Source organism: Segniliparus rotundus DSM 44985, assembly GCF_000092825.1.
Taxonomy (GTDB): Bacteria; Actinomycetota; Actinomycetes; order Mycobacteriales; family Mycobacteriaceae; genus Segniliparus; species Segniliparus rotundus.
The window spans coordinates 558,971-573,087 of the sequence record NC_014168.1 but is presented as its reverse complement, the minus strand read 5'-3'; the positions used below and the strand labels follow the sequence as shown (position 1 = coordinate 573,087).

The following is a 14,117-nucleotide window of genomic DNA, read 5'->3' as shown; positions in this document are numbered from 1 at the left end:
CGGGGTTTGGCGAGGCCGCGCACGCCGAAAAAACCCTGGGCCGCCGAGGAGCCGGGGCGGGTCACCACTGGCCGAAGGCCATGTTCAAGACCGCTGTCTGATCGCACTCCACGTTGTCCACCTGCACCACCCACGGTTTTCGGCCGGGGAGTTGGTGCAGGTGGGCGGCGGGGTGCAACGCCAATGTGTCGTTGTTCCAGTCGTGCTGCCAGAAATACGTGCCCAGGCCCGCGTCCAAACACCAGTCGATGGTCTTCGGGTTGCAGAAGACGCCGAGCCGCTCATGGCCGATGACCTCTTCGAAACCCCGCAGGTAGTCGGCGATGGAGTCTTCCCAGAGGTCGGGGGTCGGGTCGTCGTCGACGCACGCGTAGATGGCGGCGTGGTCCGGGCCTCCGGCGGCCTGGTGCAGGGTGATCGCGCGGCGGGCCGCTTTCACGCCCGCGTCGTGCCCCCGCCGCCAGTCGGCGGTGGTCTGTCCGCCCCACTGCCACACGGAGGCGATGATCAAGCCGCTCGCCCGCATCGCGTCGGCGACCGGGCGGGTCAACGGCTTCGCCTTCATCCACTCCTCGCCTTTCGCCTGGTCGGACACGTAGCAGAAAGAGCCGAGGTAGCCTGCGGCTTTGATCGCTTCCGGCGCGGGGACGCCCGCCGAGTAGTCGAGCATTTTGCCGAGGCCCCAGTTGACAGGGCCCGGCCGTTTGGGCCGAGGAGCGTCGTCTTCGGGGTCGTCGGCGTCGTCGTCCGGGTCGGCCCAGGCAGGAGCAGCATGGACGAGTCCGGCGGCCAAAGCCGCGCCGCCCATCCCCCGCAGCACATTTCTTCTCGACAGGGTCATAGGCCCTTCTTAGCAGACCGGCCTGTGAGGGCTCGATAGGATACCGGCTATGACGGACGCGCAGAGCCTGGCCCTTTCCGACAGGTTCCTGGCCTGGCTCGCACGGGCGGGGTGGGCGGCGAGCCGCTGGAACGACGACGGGTCCTTCGACGAGCAGGGGGACTGCTCGATCTGGGAGGAAGACCAGGGGGGCCGGGTCCTGACGGCGTACCTGCTGCATCGCCGGGAGAGCGACGGCTGGGTCGAGGTCGCCAAGGGCAGCGCCGAGCGCCTCGTCTTCGCGGCGAGCGGCCTCGCCGCAGTGGAACGGTATTTCTGGGGCCTGCTCGCCGACGCGGTGCGCGAACGGCTCGGCCTGCGGGAACTTCAGGCGCGGACGGACATCGCCAGCGGCTACCGGATCGAAGACGGGTTGCGGGACGCTGCCGGGCGGCTTGTGGCCAAGGGCGAGCAGCAGAGCCTCGTCGCCCTGTCCCGCTCTCTCGCCCCGACGCTCGACCAGCTGGAAACCTCATTGCTCGACCCGGAGGGCAAACCGCTCTTCGCGGTGCGGGATGCGACCGCGCGGGCTGAGACCGCAGCAATCCTTCCCGCTCCTGGTCAGCCGCGCGGCGCGTGACGACAGGGCGCCAGTATTCTTCTTGCAGAGAATACTTTCTTCATGCTCACCTTCCCCGCAAGGCAATCACCACCCTATTCCAGGAGGGGCGAATGATACGGACAAAGGCGTTCGCGTTCGGCAATGCCGCGCTTTTGACGGGCGTGTGCGCAGGCCTTCTCGCCGTCGCCCAGGCCCAACCGGCAGCGGCCGACGCGGAGCTCTGTGGGGACACCCCGCATTTCAGCGGATGCCTCAGCGACGACGGCTCGACCCGAGGCTGCATCCACACCCGGCACGGCCATATCCGGCTGTGCAATGACGACGGGGGCCGCTGGCGTGACCGCGACCGCTGGGACGACTAGGGAGAGCCCGCGCCCGACTGCGACGCGCGCCCTGAAGGCATGAGCGCCCTCCGCAGCAACCTCACCAGGCGCCGAATGACGGTTTGATGATGTCGTTGATATCGCAGAGGGTTCCGCCGACCACTGGTTGGGGCTGCATCGAGGCCGCTCGCTGGTGCAGATGCGCCGCCGGATGCGTGCGGTAGCCGGGGTTGCCGTAGTCGTGCTGCCAGAACCACTTCCCCACCCCCGAGCGCAGGCAGAAATCGATGGTCCGGGGGTTCCCGTAGACGCCGACGGCGTTGGGGCCGACGATCTGCTGCCAGCCGAGGAGGTAGCCCCGGATCGGCCCTTGCAGTTCCGCGTCGGAGGGGTCGTCGTCGATGCACGCGTAAATCGGGGCCCCGGCAGGCCCGCCCGCCGCAAGATGCAGCTGCACTCCGCGCCGCGCGTGGGTGAGCCCGGCTTGCTGGCCGCCTTTCCAATCCGCGGTCTCGTTCTTGCCGTACTGATAGCAGGAGACGATGACGAGGCCTGCGGCTTTCGACACTTGCACCTGGTCGCGGGTGACCGGTTTGGACGACCGCTTCCCTGGACCGTTGCGCTCGTCGCTCACATACCGGATCGTCCCGATGGCCCCAGCGCCCCGGATCGCCGCCGGGCTGGGCGCGGCGCCGGCGAAGTCCAACAAGACGCCGCCCGCCGCGTGCGCGCGCGGGGCGGAGAGCCCAAGGGCGGAAGCCACGCCCAGTGTCGCGGCGCCGCGCAGCACCGCGCGTCGGTCGAGGGTCATACGAACAGCACAGCACAGCCGCGGCGGCGGAGCCGCACAGACGAGCCGCCGTGGCCGAGCTGTGACCGAACCGAGAAACGGCGCGGCGCTCCCGCGCGGGCCCGCGTCAGCGAGGCAGGACGGCGCTGAAGTAGACCATGTGCCGCACGATGTCCCGGATCTCCTCGGGGAGCTCCATGGGAGGGACCCCGTACTCGTCGCAGAGCTCGAGGATGTTCGCGGCCCGCACGGCCCACCCGCGCTCACGGAGCCACTGCTCGGGGTCGGCGCGCTCGTCATTGTAGAAAAGCTTGGAGATGTCGATCTTGGCGAACGGGTTGCCTTGATCCTGGGTGTACTTCCTTTGGACGTCCTGGAACCGCGTCGGGTTGAAACGGCCGCGGAACGATTCGACCGCGATCTGGCTGCCGGGCGCGGAGAGCTCCACGACGCGTTGGAACAACAAGTCCTGCGCGGCGCCCGGCAAATACGGCAAGAGCCCCTCCGCCGACCAAGCGGTCGGGGCGGACGGGTCGAACCCGGCGGCCTTGAGCGCGGCGGGCCAGTCCTCGCGAAGGTCGACGGCCACCTCGCGGCGGTCAGACTTCGCGCTGGCCCCGAGCTCGGCCAAGACCTCGCGTTTGAACGCGAGCACCTGCGGTTGGTCGATTTCGAAGACCACTTGGCCGTCCGGCCAGTCGAGCCGGTGCGCGCGCACGTCGAGACCGGCGGCGAGGACGACCCCTTGCCGGGAGCCCGCCGAGGCTGCGGAGAGGAAGAACTGGTCGAAGAACTTGGACCGGACGCCCATATGCCGATGCGGGTCGAAAACAGACTGCTCTGCCAGCTCAGGCTGCTCGAGCAGCGCCAGCAGGTTCTCCTCGCCCGCCGCTCGGACGAAATGCTCGGCGTACGGGTCCTCGACCAGCCGGTCGTCGCGCTTGGTCTCCAAGGCGCGCATCGCCGCGACGCCCAGGGCGGTCAAGCCGACGCTGCTGACGATGTCCCAGCTGTCGCCTTCGGAGCGGGCCCATGCGGCGTCTGGTGTTGTCATCGTTTCTGCCTCTCATTCGCGGTCGTCGCTCGTCACCACGATAGGGCAAAATGACGGAACGTGCGTTCCTTTTTTGGGCGGACAGTTGCTCGCCGCTGGCCAGTCGCCGGCCTCGGGCGTCGTGAGAGGCGGGGAAAGGCCAGCTTCAGCCCCGTGCCCGCTGCTCGAAAGCCCACTGCAGAGCGAACTGTTTGAAGTCTTGCACCAGGGCCGAGAGCGCCATCCCGGACTTGAACACCAAACCAACCTCGCGCTCGGCCCCGGCGTCTTCCAGCGGCAGCACCACCACATTGCCGCCTTGCGGCCCGCCCGCCTCCTCGCCCTCGAACGGAATGAGCGCCACCCCCAGCCCGCTCGCGACCAAACCCCGGATCGTCCAGAGCTCCGTGGACTCGAAAGCGACTTTCGGCTGGAAACCCGCCGCCGCCGCCAGCTCTTCGACCAGCCTGCGCATACCGTGGCCTTGGGACATCAAAATGAACGGCTCATCACAAGCCTCAGCAAGGCGCACGCTGTCCTGCCTGGACAACCGATGCCCTGCGGGCACCGCCAAACAGAGCTTTTGCCGCAAAAGCGGCTGCCATGCCAGCTTCGGGTCGTTGGGGCGGGGCGCGACGATCCCGAGGTCGAGCTCTTCGTCTATGATGCGCCTGCACACTTTGTCGGCGGCGTCCTGGGTCAGCTCGAAGTTGACCGAAGGATGCTCCTCCCGGTACCCGCTGACCAATTTCGGCACCAGCCACATGCCGAAGGAATGCAAGAAACCGAGCCGGACGACTCCAGGGGCCGCGACCATGTCGCCGATCTCGCGGATCGCGGCCTCCACTTCGGCGACCGCGCGCCGGGCATGGGTGTAGAGCACCCTGCCGCGTTGGTTCAACGCCAACCGCTTGCCGTGCCGGTCGAACAGCCTGGTGCCCAACCTGCGTTCCAGCCGGTCCAGCGCGCGTGACAACGCGGGCTGCGACATGCTGTGCAGCCGGGCCGCCTCAGTCATATGTTCGGTCTCAGCAAGGGTGATGAACCAATCGAGATCTTCATTCAGCATGGATGCCCTTTTGACGTGTGCTTATACGCGATGGGGATGTCCCGGGAAAGCGAATCGCCCGCGACAGAAGTCTCGCGTCCGCCGTGCAAGGACGCCCATGCGCGCCGCTCGGGCCGAGACGTCATCGTCCGGGGGCAGGAGCGGGAGGCGCGAGCGTGGTCACCCGGGGTTCGCCCGGAACAGCGGGCGCAGGGGGAACCGCGGGGGCGGCGGAGGGGGCTGGCGCGCCCGGCGCGCCGGATGGCGCCGGGGCGGCGGGCAGCGAGCTGTCAACATTCACGCTCACCGAGCAGGTCGCGGTGGCATTGGGGCCTTTGGCGGAATCCTCCTTGACCACAGCTCCGTTGACCAGGACCCGGCAGCGGATCGTCGCGTCGGCGAGATCGGCCTGCGTCCCACCGCCTTCGGGGTCGGCGACGGCCGGCGACTGGGGAAGCGTCGCGTACACCGTCACGATGGACAACGGCGGAGCAACTGCCACTGGTTTCGTCCAGGGCAGGGCAACAGGGGCGAAGCCGGTGATCGCGCCGTCCTCGGTGTATTTGACATTCGCCGTCACGACCTCAGGGGAATCGCTGATCACCTGGTAGGAAACCACTGCGGAACTCGGCACGACGGTGTCGATGATCCCTGTGGTCGGCGCGACATAGGTCGACGGCATGGTGCCGCCGCCGCCCGGCGGGGGCGGGGGCACCGTGGGTGAGGTCGGGGCGGCAAGCGCCTCTCGCACCAGCGAAGCATCCCCTTGGCCCAGGCAAAGGCCGACGCCGCAGGCTCCCGCGACGACAAGCGCGCCAAGAATTTGGGCGCGGCGAGCGTTCTTCAGCATGCGCGCACCCTACCAGAGCGCGGGCGTTCCGGCTTATTGGAAGAAACGGACCGTCACCGCGCATTTCGCGGTGTGGTTCACTCCGCTGGCGCTGCGCTCCTGCACGAGTTTGCCGGAGACCCAGATGCGGCAGGTGGCGGTGCCCCCGGTCAGGCTGTGGTCGCCCGGCCTTCGGCTGTTGCCGTTCGGGAGCGCGATCCAGTCGTTGATCGCGGGAATGGTCGCGAACATCGGCATGAACTGCACCGGAGGCCAGGCCACTTCCTTTTGGCGGAACGGGAGGACGTACCCCTGGTGGCGCAGGGTGCCGCCCGGAGTGCCGAAAAACAAGTCGGCTGACCGCGACGTGCCGGTGACCTCGTAGTCCACTTCGGCGGTCGGCTGGTCGGAATACACGACCACGGGGTCGTCGGGGTCCACCGGACCGGCGTTGTTCCAGTACGGGGGGGCGGAAGCCCCCTCGCCGTCGTCGTCATCGTCGTCCGCCAAGGCGAGCGGGGCGACGTTCAGGGGCAGCACGGCCCCGAACAACAACGCCAGCGTCCGCAGCACTGTCTTGCTCATAGCGATCTATCTTCGCACATCCCGCCACGACCAGAGAGACGCCTCACACTTTCGGGCGCAACAGCACGTCCGAGTCGAAACAGGTGCTCGTGCCGGTGTGGCAGGACGGGCCGGTTTGGTCGACGACCACGAGCACCGTGTCCCCGTCGCAGTCCAATCGGACCTCCACCACTTCTTGCGTGTTGCCGCTCGTCTCGCCCTTGACCCACAGTCTGCCCCGTGAGCGGGAGAAGTACGTGCCCCGGCGGCTGGTGAGCGTTCGCGCGAGGGCTTCGTCGTCCATCCAGGCCATCATGAGCACCTCGCCGGTGCCGCGCCGCTGCACCACAGCCGCCACGAGGCCGTCGGCGTTGCGTTTGAGCCGCGCCGCGACCGCCGGGTCGAGCGCGGGGGCGGGGCCGGGCGCGGGGGATTCGCTCATCGCACCACGATACCTTCGGCCGCCATCGCTGCCTTGACCTCGCAGATCGCGATCTCTCCGAAATGAAAAACGCTTGCCGCGAGCACGGCGTCCGCTCCGGCGTGGATCGCGGGGGCGAAATGCCCGGCCGTCCCGGCCCCGCCGGACGCGATCACGGGGACCGGCGCGACCGCCCGCACCGCGCCGATCAGCTCCAGGTCGAAGCCGCTCTTCGTGCCGTCGCGGTCCATCGAGGTGAGCAGGATTTCACCGGCTCCGAACTCGACCGCCTCGCGCGCCCACCGCACCGCGTCGATCCCCGTGCCCCGCCGACCACCGTGCGTGGCGACTTCGAAGCCGCTCCAGGACGGACCGGCCGCCGCGCCGGGGCGGTCGCTGCGCGCCTCCGGCGGGCGCGCCCGCCGAGCGTCGATAGCGATGACCACGCATTGCGCCCCCCACCGCTCGGCGAGCTCGGACAGCAGCCGGGGGCGGGCGACCGCTGCCGAATTGACGGCGACTTTGTCCGCGCCGGCGCGCAGAAGCGCGTCCGCGCTCGCGACGTCGCGGACCCCGCCGCCGACGGTGAGCGGGATGAACACCTGCTCAGCGGTGCGGGTCACCATGTCGAGGGTGGTCGCCCGTTCGTCGCTGGAGGCGGTGATGTCGAGGAAGCACAGCTCGTCGGCCCCCACTGTGTCGTACGCTTTCGCCAGCTCCACTGGGTCCCCGGCGTCGCGCAGATCGACGAAATTGACGCCTTTGACGACCCTGCCCTTGTCGACGTCGAGGCAGGGGATGACTCGTGTGGCGAGCGTCATGCGCCCGCCCGCCTGGGCAAGGGGCTCCGCTCCTGCCGCCGAGCCACCGGCAAACAGCGCGCGAGCGTCATGACGCGACCGCCGCCAATGCTTCTTGCAAAGTGAAATTGCCGGCGTAAAGCGCCTTGCCGACGATGGCCCCCTCCACGCCGCGCGGAATGAGCCCGGCGATCGCGACGAGGTCGTCGACGCTGGACACGCCGCCAGAGGCGATCACCTTCGCGCTGGTCGCGTCGGCCACCTCGCCGAGCAGCCGCAGGTTCGGGCCCGCGAGGGTGCCGTCCTTGCTCACGTCGGTGACGACATAACGGGCGCAGCCTTGCTGGTCGAGCCGCTCGAGGGCCTCCCAAAGGTCGCCGGAGTCCGAGACCCATCCCCTGCCGCGCAAACGCCAACCGTTCTGCCCGTGCAGGACGTCCAACGCGATGGCGATTTTCTCGCCGTGCTCGGCGAGCGCCCGAGCGGTCCACTGGGGATTCTCCACCGCCGCAGTGCCGAGGTTGACCCTGGCGCAGCCGGTGGCGAGCGCCGCGCGCAGGGACTCGTCGTCTCGCAGGCCCCCGGAAAGCTCGACTTTCACATCGAGTTTTCCGATGATTTCGGCAAGCAGCTCCCGGTTGCTGCCTCGGCCGAACGCGGCGTCGAGATCGACGAGGTGGACCCATTCGGCTCCGGCCTCCTGCCAGGCCAGCGCTGCTTCGAGCGGAGCCCCGTAGCCGGTCTCGCTGCCCGCCTCGCCCCGAGTGAGGCGCACGGCCTGCCCGTCCACGACGTCGACGGCGGGCAAAAGAATCAAAGGAGAGCTGGCATGCACCGGACCATTGTGCCTGATGCTCCCGCTGCCCTGGCCGAGACTGGCTTTTTGTGGCAGAGGACGCACTCCTGCGCGGCGGCGGCTCGGTCCCCCGAAGTGTGCGTCGAGAACCGCCGAATTGTGGGTCTAGAAAAAACGAGACCGCCTCGTTATCATTCTGTTATGACGCATCAAGAGGACCCCGCTTTGTACCAAGTGATCGTGCACCACGATGAGACGGGGTTCTGGATCGCGCTCTACGACACCCAGCGCGGCCTGCGCGAAAACCGCACGGCGCTCGAAGCGGACTTGCTGCTGGATTCGGAGGACGCGGCCCCCGACCAGGTCCAAGCGGTGCTGCTCGAACAATTCGGCCTTGTCCCGCTCGACGCGTGGGAGTTGGTCACCTCGCGGTACGGCCAAGGATGGCAGGCGCCGTTCGGCTCAGCGATGCGCGCCATCGCGGCCTGACTCCACGCCGCAACGGCACTATGCCTGGATGAGCACGGCGATGCCTTGGCCGCCGCCGCCGCACAGCGCGGCAGCGCCGACGCCGCCGCCCCTGCGCCGCAGCTCCAAGGCCAAATGCAGGAGGATGCGAGTGCCGGAGGCGCCGAGCGGATGGCCCAGCGCGATCGCGCCGCCATTGACGTTGACCCGCTCAGGATCGAGGCCGAGCGCGCGGGACGAAGCGACGCCGACCGCTGCGAACGCCTCGTTGATCTCGACCAGGTCGAGATCCGCGGGGCTGAGCCCAGCCTTGGCGCAGGCTTTCGCGATCGCGTCGGAAGGTTGCAGCTGCAAGGTCGAGTCCGGACCAGCGACCGAAGCATGCGCGAGGATCTTCGCGATCGGCGTGAGCCCCAAGGACTGGGCCTTCGCCTCGCTGGTCACCACCACGGCAGCCGCGCCGTCCGACAACGGGGAGGAATTGCCCGCCGTGATCGCGCCGGCCTTGTCGAAAGCGGGTCGCAGCGCGCCGAGCGAATCCGTCGTCGCGTCCGGGCGAATGCCCTCGTCCTCGCAGATCGTCAGTGATTCTTTCCGGCCGGGAACAGTGATCGGCACGACCTCGTTCGCGAAGACCCCGTCTTTCCACGCCTTCGCGGCCCGCTGGTGGGAGGCCGCGGCGAAGGCGTCCTGGTCCTCGCGGCTGACCGGCTGCCAGCGGCCGGACGGCGGCGCGGTGTTCACCTGATCGGTGAGCGCGCCCATCGCTTGCTCGGTGAACACGTCGTGGAGTCCGTCGTACTGCATGTGGTCCACCAGGGCCACGTCGCCGAACTTGAAGCCCGCGCGGCTGCCGGGGAGCAAGTGCGGGGCCTGGGTCATCGACTCCTGGCCGCCGGCGACGACGACTTCGTTCTCCCCCGCGCGGATCAGCACGTCCGCCGTGGCGATCGCGTCCAACCCGGACAAGCAGACCTTGTTGGTGGAAATCGCGGACGTCGACCACGGCAGCCCGGCCGCGACGGCGGCCTGGCGCGCGGGCAGCTGCCCGGAACCAGCGGTGAGCACCTGCCCCATGATGACAAGCTCCACCGCGTCGGCGGGCACACCGCCGCGCTCGAGCGCGCCAGCGATCGCCGCCGCGCCGAGCTGCGGCGCGGTGAGCGCCTTCAAGTTGCCGAGCAGGCGCGCGAACGGCGTGCGCGCGCCACCAACGATCACTGAGCCGGCCATCCTGGAACCTTTCATCTGCGATTCGATACCAGGACCAGCCTACGCCGACCGGCGCCGACGAGGCCAATCAGACCGCGGCCGACGGCGGCAGGCTTTCGGGGCAGGTCTTCAACGGCGCCGGGACGGAGCGCGCCGACCCCGCGCCTGCCAACAACTGCGATGCCAATGCCGCCGCTCCCCCGCCGAGGCGTCGAACGCGGGCCAGGCGACGACGTGCGGCTCCCCCACGCCGATCTCGTGGTCGCACCCAGGACAGCGGTACGCCTTGACGGCCTTCGCGCCGGGCACGGCGACCACGACGTACTCCTCCTCGCCGTCCGGTCCGGCCTCCGAAGTGGCGAACCGAAAGCTCGGCGGCCCAGGCCGTGGGGCGGGCGCGCGCCCCTTCCTGGGTTCCGCGTTCGGCTTGCGTCGTGGCACATGTGCAGCCTACGGGCAAAGCCGGGCTGGACCGCCCCGGCACGACCCGAAACACGGCACGCCGAGGGCGGATGGGACGGGCAATCACAGTGGCATATATGTTGTGTGCCAGAAACTAATTTATCGACACGCGCACAGCGCCGCACGATCCCGCACGAACAGAACGGACAAACCGCCGTGGAGAACGCAGCACCACCCCCAGACGCGATAGACACGGGCGCGGAGCAGGCCGGCCAGCCGCCGCACGCCCTACGGGAGCGATGGCATCAGCGGCATGTGCGCGTCCGCCTCATCTGGCTGTTCGTCGCGGGGGCGGCAATCGCAGCCGGCTGGCTGGGATGGCAGGCGTTCGAGAGCTACCAGCGCGAAGTCGCCGGGGCCCAAGCCGTCCGAGCGGCGAAGAGCTACGTCCTCGTCCTGTCCAACATCAACGCCGAGACGGTCGACAACAACTTCTCCGAACTCTACAAAAACTCGACGAAAGAGTTCAACGACGCGCATTCGGCCCAAGCCGCCGAACTGCGCAAGCAGCTCATCGAGAAAAAAGTCTCGGCGAGCGGGTCCATAGAAGAGGTGGCGCTCATTTCTTCGGACGTCGACAAGGCCACCATCGAACTGCTCGTGAACGAATCAGTGCGCAACAGCGACTCGCCCGAACCGAGACAAGACCGGGTTCGCCTGAGCCTCGACCTGGAAAAAACCGGGGGCCAATGGCTGACCAGCGGGATCAGAATCCTATGAAACCGCATCAGAACCCCATGAAGCCGATGGGGAGAAGAATGCGCGTCGTCCTGCTGCTCGCAGCCGTCGCGCTCGGCGCGAGCAGCAGCGCGGCACTCTCGTCTCCCGTCGATTGGGACGCCATCGCGCAGTGCGAATCGGGCGGCAACTGGGCGGCCGACACCGGAAACGGCTTCTACGGCGGGCTGCAAATCAGCGCTTCGACCTGGCGGGCCAACGGCGGGGTCGGGTCGCCCGCGGCCGCATCGCCGCAGGAACAGATCGCCGTGGCAGACCGGATCATGGCCGCCCAGGGCCCTTCCGCGTGGCCCAAGTGCGCCATGAGCACCGGGAACGCGGCGGTCGGCTCCATCCCGAACATCTTGACCCAACTCGAAAAAGCCCTGCCCGTACGCCCGTGCTGGATCCCCTTGCGCTGCTACTAGCGGCCCGCGCCGCCCGCCGGGCCGACGCCCCGCCGCGACCGCCCGGCAGACGAACATCGCCAGTCATATAGGGCTCGATGGATCACTATAATTCGCAAAGGGTGTTGCATGTCACTTTCGAGTGCGTTACTCTCCGGAAAGAAGAAGGGAAGCGCCCGCAAGAACGCTTCCCTTCTCTTCTCATGAAGAGAAGGGCCTCATTGGAGGCGAGAAAAATTCCATCGGGAAGATTCGACTCTCTCATCGCCCCCGGCGGCGTGGCATCGGCCAATTCCCAATCAGACCGGGGCCGATCCCGCGAGAGGAGCCCCAGAACCATCCTCCCTGCGCGGAACACAGCGTCGAAGCTTCCCCCGAAAGAAGGTGAAAGTTTATGGTGAGCGCATCCGCGAAGCCGTCTTCCATCGCCGCTCAAGGAGCTTTCCTCCGACCGGCCGTCGAAAGCGACCGAGGGTTCCTGCGGGAAATCTTCACAACTGCCTTGTCCGACTATTACGGAGGAGACCACGTCGCCCACGCCGACCGCGTCCTCGCCGCGCACTTGCGCGGCGGGGAAGACCGGCACGGGCATTTCTCCCAAGCGCAGGACACCCAGATCTTGGCCACGCCCGGAGCCGACCAGCTCGGCGTCCTCAACTGCGCGCTCAAACGGCAGGGAACGGTGAAAATAAGCCCGTTGATCGTCTCGCCCCGCGCGAAATCCGGCGCAGGGCTCGGCCGGACGCTGCTTCTGCACGCGCAACAGTTCGCGCTGCGGCGCAGAGCCCGCCAAATCTACTGCACCGTCGCAGAAACCAACGCCAAAGCGCTCGGCTTCTTCCGCCGGCACGGGTTCGTCGTCGCCGGTTCGGCGCAAGACCAGTACAAAGACGGAGTTCGGGAACTCGTGCTCTACAAAGACCTCCGGCCACAGCACGGCCGTCGATCATGGATCATCCGCGAGTGCGAGGAAAACGACTTGCCCGCGGTCGTCGGCATGGTCTGCGAATTCTACGCCCCGATCTTGGCCGACCAGAGCAAGCAGGTCGCGTTATCCCTGGTGGACGGGTTCCGCAGGCGGAGCCGACGCGACCTCAACGAAAAATTCAAGGACATCAATCTCGGCCTGGACGAGAACGGCTCCTTGCTCGCCCTGGCCGCGGCAGGCCCCAAGAAAGGAGCCGCCGTGAAGGTCGCCCCGCTCTGCGGAAGAGACATGGAAGTTTTGTCCGAACTCGTCGCTCTCGTCCCCGACCTCTTCCCCTCGCAACGGTCGCGCTACTACACCCACCAAATCGCAGAACCAGACATCACCAAGGTCATGCACAAGAACGGATGGCGCGTGGACTGTTTGCTGCCCGGAGCGTACCGCTCGGACCAATGCGTCGTCCAATGGTCGCTCACGCTCGGGTGCAGCCCCGACGAATCGCGCCCCCAGGACCTTCGCCGGGCCGCGCCCGACGAGAAAGCCGAACTCGCATGAGCGGTCTCGAACAGTACGCAGGAGCCCTGGCCGAATTCGTCGCCGCGCGCGACTGGCATCTCTACGACTCCCCGAAGAACCTCGCGCTGGCGTTGGGGGGAGAAGTGGGCGAGCTCATGGCTGTCATGCAATGGCTGAGCGATGAGGAAATCCGGCAGAAAACCACCGACGACGAGGACTTCCGCAGAGCGCTTTCCTTTGAGATGGCCGACGTGCTCAACTATCTGCTCCGTCTCGCGCGCCATGTCGGCGTCGACTTGATCGAGGCCGCCGAGGAAAAACTCGCCGTCAACGAGATCCGCTACCCAGTGGCGCGAGCAAAAGGAAACGCGACGAAGCACAACGCCCTATGACCGCGCCGACCAGGCTCCGGCACTGGCGGGGAGCAGGGCGTCAGGACGCTTTCCGGGCCCGCAACAGAGCAGGCAGACCGACGGCAAGCCCTGCGGCATTGGCTCCCGCCGCCGCCCAATGGCCCCAGCTCCTCGGCGAGCGCGCAGCCGCAGCGAGATGGTTGACAGCGAACAGAGCCGAGAGAACGGCGTAACCGCGAACCTGGGCCCGCGCGGGCGCCTCTGGCTCTTTTGCCAGGCTGAGGGCAGTGACCACGGTGCCGAGGTTCCACACCGCGATCTCGCGCTGCCACCCGCCGTTGTAGCCCCAGAACGTGTGCTCGGCGAACTGTTTGCGAAACACTCCCTGCAGAATCATCGCTCCGCCGAAACCAAGCGTCCACCACGACGCGGCAAATCGTTCCGACGGCATAGCCTCTCCTCTGCGACGCGCTCCAGCTAGGAATGGCACGACGCTAGCACCGTCGCGAAATTCATGTCAACGACTCCACGAACCCGCCTTGTCGCCGCCGGGTTGTCCGTGTGGTGGCGCATGAGCGGCCCGTGCCGATCGCGGCGCCGTTTGGGTCAGGAACATCCTTTGGCGCGGAGTTCGTCGATGAGGCCGAGGAGGGCTTGCCCGTTGTCGTCCGCGTCGTCGAGCGCGGCCCAGTCGCCCGGGCCGGAGCCACCGCGGCGCCCACGGACGCCGCAACACCCAAACAAGAACCAAACACCCCCGCCGAAAGTTCGCTCAGAACCGGTTCGCCAAACCTCCGAGCATCCCCGGCAAGAGCCGATCAATCGACGCGGAAATAATTCAGCACCAGAATCCTCTGGTTTGGACACAGGCAAGCCTTAACCCCACCTGCCCTGCGGCATCGCTCTGAGAATTAATGAACCCCCTTTGTACCCCCGGTCGGGGTCGAACCGACACTGTGCGGATTTTAAGTCCGCTGCCTCTGCCATTGGGCTACGGGGGCGAGTGGT

At 67.6% G+C, this 14,117-nt stretch carries 19 protein-coding genes and 1 tRNA gene; 7 read left to right on the top strand and 13 right to left on the bottom strand.

Annotation, left to right across the window (positions count from 1 at the left end; genetic code table 11):
- Window positions 1-61: 61 nt before the first annotated feature.
- Window positions 62-841 carry a DUF1906 domain-containing protein gene (locus SROT_RS02985; RefSeq protein WP_013137529.1) on the bottom strand — a complete coding sequence of 260 codons (780 nt, stop codon included), beginning with the start codon at window positions 839-841 and terminating at the stop codon, window positions 62-64.
- Between the two features lie 49 nt (window positions 842-890).
- Between SROT_RS02985 and SROT_RS02980 the strand changes: the two genes are divergently transcribed.
- Window positions 891-1,460, top strand: coding sequence for an Imm61 family immunity protein (locus SROT_RS02980; protein ID WP_013137528.1), 570 nt, complete (start codon window positions 891-893; stop codon window positions 1,458-1,460).
- A 92-nt stretch (window positions 1,461-1,552) separates the two neighbouring features.
- Window positions 1,553-1,804 carry a hypothetical protein gene (locus SROT_RS02975; protein WP_013137527.1) on the top strand — a complete coding sequence of 84 codons (252 nt, stop codon included), beginning with the start codon at window positions 1,553-1,555 and terminating at the stop codon, window positions 1,802-1,804.
- Window positions 1,805-1,865: 61 nt separating this feature from the next.
- Here the strand turns inward: SROT_RS02975 and SROT_RS02970 are convergent, their stop codons facing one another.
- From SROT_RS02970 to priA, 8 genes are all read right to left on the bottom strand, one after another.
- The gene (locus SROT_RS02970; protein WP_013137526.1) at window positions 1,866-2,576 is read right to left on the bottom strand and encodes a DUF1906 domain-containing protein; all 711 of its coding nucleotides are present in this window, start codon (window positions 2,574-2,576) and stop codon (window positions 1,866-1,868) included.
- Window positions 2,577-2,682: 106 nt separating this feature from the next.
- A complete protein-coding gene (locus SROT_RS02965) occupies window positions 2,683-3,609 on the bottom strand; it encodes a class I SAM-dependent methyltransferase (protein ID WP_013137525.1) in 927 nt (308 codons plus the stop codon).
- Window positions 3,610-3,754: 145 nt separating this feature from the next.
- Window positions 3,755-4,657, bottom strand: coding sequence for a LysR family transcriptional regulator (locus SROT_RS02960; RefSeq protein ID WP_013137524.1), 903 nt, complete (start codon window positions 4,655-4,657; stop codon window positions 3,755-3,757).
- A gap of 121 nt (window positions 4,658-4,778) precedes the next feature.
- Window positions 4,779-5,486: a hypothetical protein gene (locus tag SROT_RS02955; protein WP_013137523.1), complete on the bottom strand. Its 708-nt coding sequence runs from the start codon at window positions 5,484-5,486 to the stop codon at window positions 4,779-4,781.
- Between the two features lie 33 nt (window positions 5,487-5,519).
- On the bottom strand, window positions 5,520-6,050 hold the full coding sequence (locus SROT_RS02950; RefSeq protein ID WP_013137522.1) for a hypothetical protein: 531 nt from the start codon (window positions 6,048-6,050) through the stop codon (window positions 5,520-5,522).
- Window positions 6,051-6,093: 43 nt separating this feature from the next.
- A complete protein-coding gene (hisI, locus tag SROT_RS02945; protein WP_013137521.1) occupies window positions 6,094-6,471 on the bottom strand; it encodes a phosphoribosyl-AMP cyclohydrolase in 378 nt (125 codons plus the stop codon).
- Complete coding sequence (gene hisF / locus SROT_RS02940) at window positions 6,468-7,271, bottom strand: imidazole glycerol phosphate synthase subunit HisF (RefSeq protein WP_013137520.1); 804 nt, start codon at window positions 7,269-7,271, stop codon at window positions 6,468-6,470. Before hisF ends, hisI begins: the two co-directional genes overlap by 4 nt.
- A 67-nt stretch (window positions 7,272-7,338) precedes the next feature.
- Window positions 7,339-8,085, bottom strand: a complete 747-nt coding sequence (gene priA, locus SROT_RS02935) for a bifunctional 1-(5-phosphoribosyl)-5-((5-phosphoribosylamino)methylideneamino)imidazole-4-carboxamide isomerase/phosphoribosylanthranilate isomerase PriA (protein ID WP_013137519.1) — start codon at window positions 8,083-8,085, stop codon at window positions 7,339-7,341.
- A gap of 162 nt (window positions 8,086-8,247) precedes the next feature.
- Here priA and SROT_RS02930 point away from each other — a divergent pair, with 162 nt between their 5' ends.
- Entirely contained in the window at window positions 8,248-8,535 is a 288-nt protein-coding gene (locus SROT_RS02930; RefSeq protein WP_013137518.1) for a hypothetical protein, read from the top strand.
- An 18-nt stretch (window positions 8,536-8,553) separates the two neighbouring features.
- Here SROT_RS02930 and SROT_RS02925 read toward each other — a convergent pair whose 3' ends face one another.
- Both SROT_RS02925 and SROT_RS15930 read right to left on the bottom strand, forming a co-directional pair.
- Complete coding sequence (locus tag SROT_RS02925; protein WP_013137517.1) at window positions 8,554-9,747, bottom strand: acetyl-CoA C-acetyltransferase; 1,194 nt, start codon at window positions 9,745-9,747, stop codon at window positions 8,554-8,556.
- A gap of 108 nt (window positions 9,748-9,855) precedes the next feature.
- Window positions 9,856-10,167, bottom strand: a complete 312-nt coding sequence (locus SROT_RS15930) for an LIM domain-containing protein (protein ID WP_013137516.1) — start codon at window positions 10,165-10,167, stop codon at window positions 9,856-9,858.
- Between the two features lie 177 nt (window positions 10,168-10,344).
- Here SROT_RS15930 and SROT_RS02920 point away from each other — a divergent pair, with 177 nt between their 5' ends.
- The 4 genes from SROT_RS02920 to SROT_RS02905 all read left to right on the top strand — a co-directional run bounded on the left by SROT_RS02920 (window position 10,345) and on the right by SROT_RS02905 (window position 13,148).
- The gene (locus tag SROT_RS02920) at window positions 10,345-10,908 is read left to right on the top strand and encodes a YfgM family protein (RefSeq protein ID WP_013137515.1); all 564 of its coding nucleotides are present in this window, start codon (window positions 10,345-10,347) and stop codon (window positions 10,906-10,908) included.
- The gene (locus tag SROT_RS02915; protein WP_013137514.1) at window positions 10,905-11,333 is read left to right on the top strand and encodes a transglycosylase family protein; all 429 of its coding nucleotides are present in this window, start codon (window positions 10,905-10,907) and stop codon (window positions 11,331-11,333) included. Before SROT_RS02920 ends, SROT_RS02915 begins: the two co-directional genes overlap by 4 nt.
- 373 nt (window positions 11,334-11,706) lie before the next feature.
- Window positions 11,707-12,795, top strand: coding sequence for a GNAT family N-acetyltransferase (locus SROT_RS02910; RefSeq protein WP_013137513.1), 1,089 nt, complete (start codon window positions 11,707-11,709; stop codon window positions 12,793-12,795).
- Window positions 12,792-13,148 carry a nucleotide pyrophosphohydrolase gene (locus tag SROT_RS02905; RefSeq protein ID WP_013137512.1) on the top strand — a complete coding sequence of 119 codons (357 nt, stop codon included), beginning with the start codon at window positions 12,792-12,794 and terminating at the stop codon, window positions 13,146-13,148. The genes SROT_RS02910 and SROT_RS02905 overlap by 4 nt, the downstream gene beginning before the upstream one ends.
- A 40-nt stretch (window positions 13,149-13,188) precedes the next feature.
- Here the strand turns inward: SROT_RS02905 and SROT_RS02900 are convergent, their stop codons facing one another.
- Window positions 13,189-13,560 (bottom strand): hypothetical protein, encoded by a 372-nt coding sequence (locus SROT_RS02900; RefSeq protein WP_013137511.1) that lies wholly within the window; start codon window positions 13,558-13,560, stop codon window positions 13,189-13,191.
- A gap of 477 nt (window positions 13,561-14,037) precedes the next feature.
- Window positions 14,038-14,110, bottom strand: a tRNA-Leu gene (locus SROT_RS02890).
- Between the last annotated feature and the right edge of the window lie 7 nt (window positions 14,111-14,117).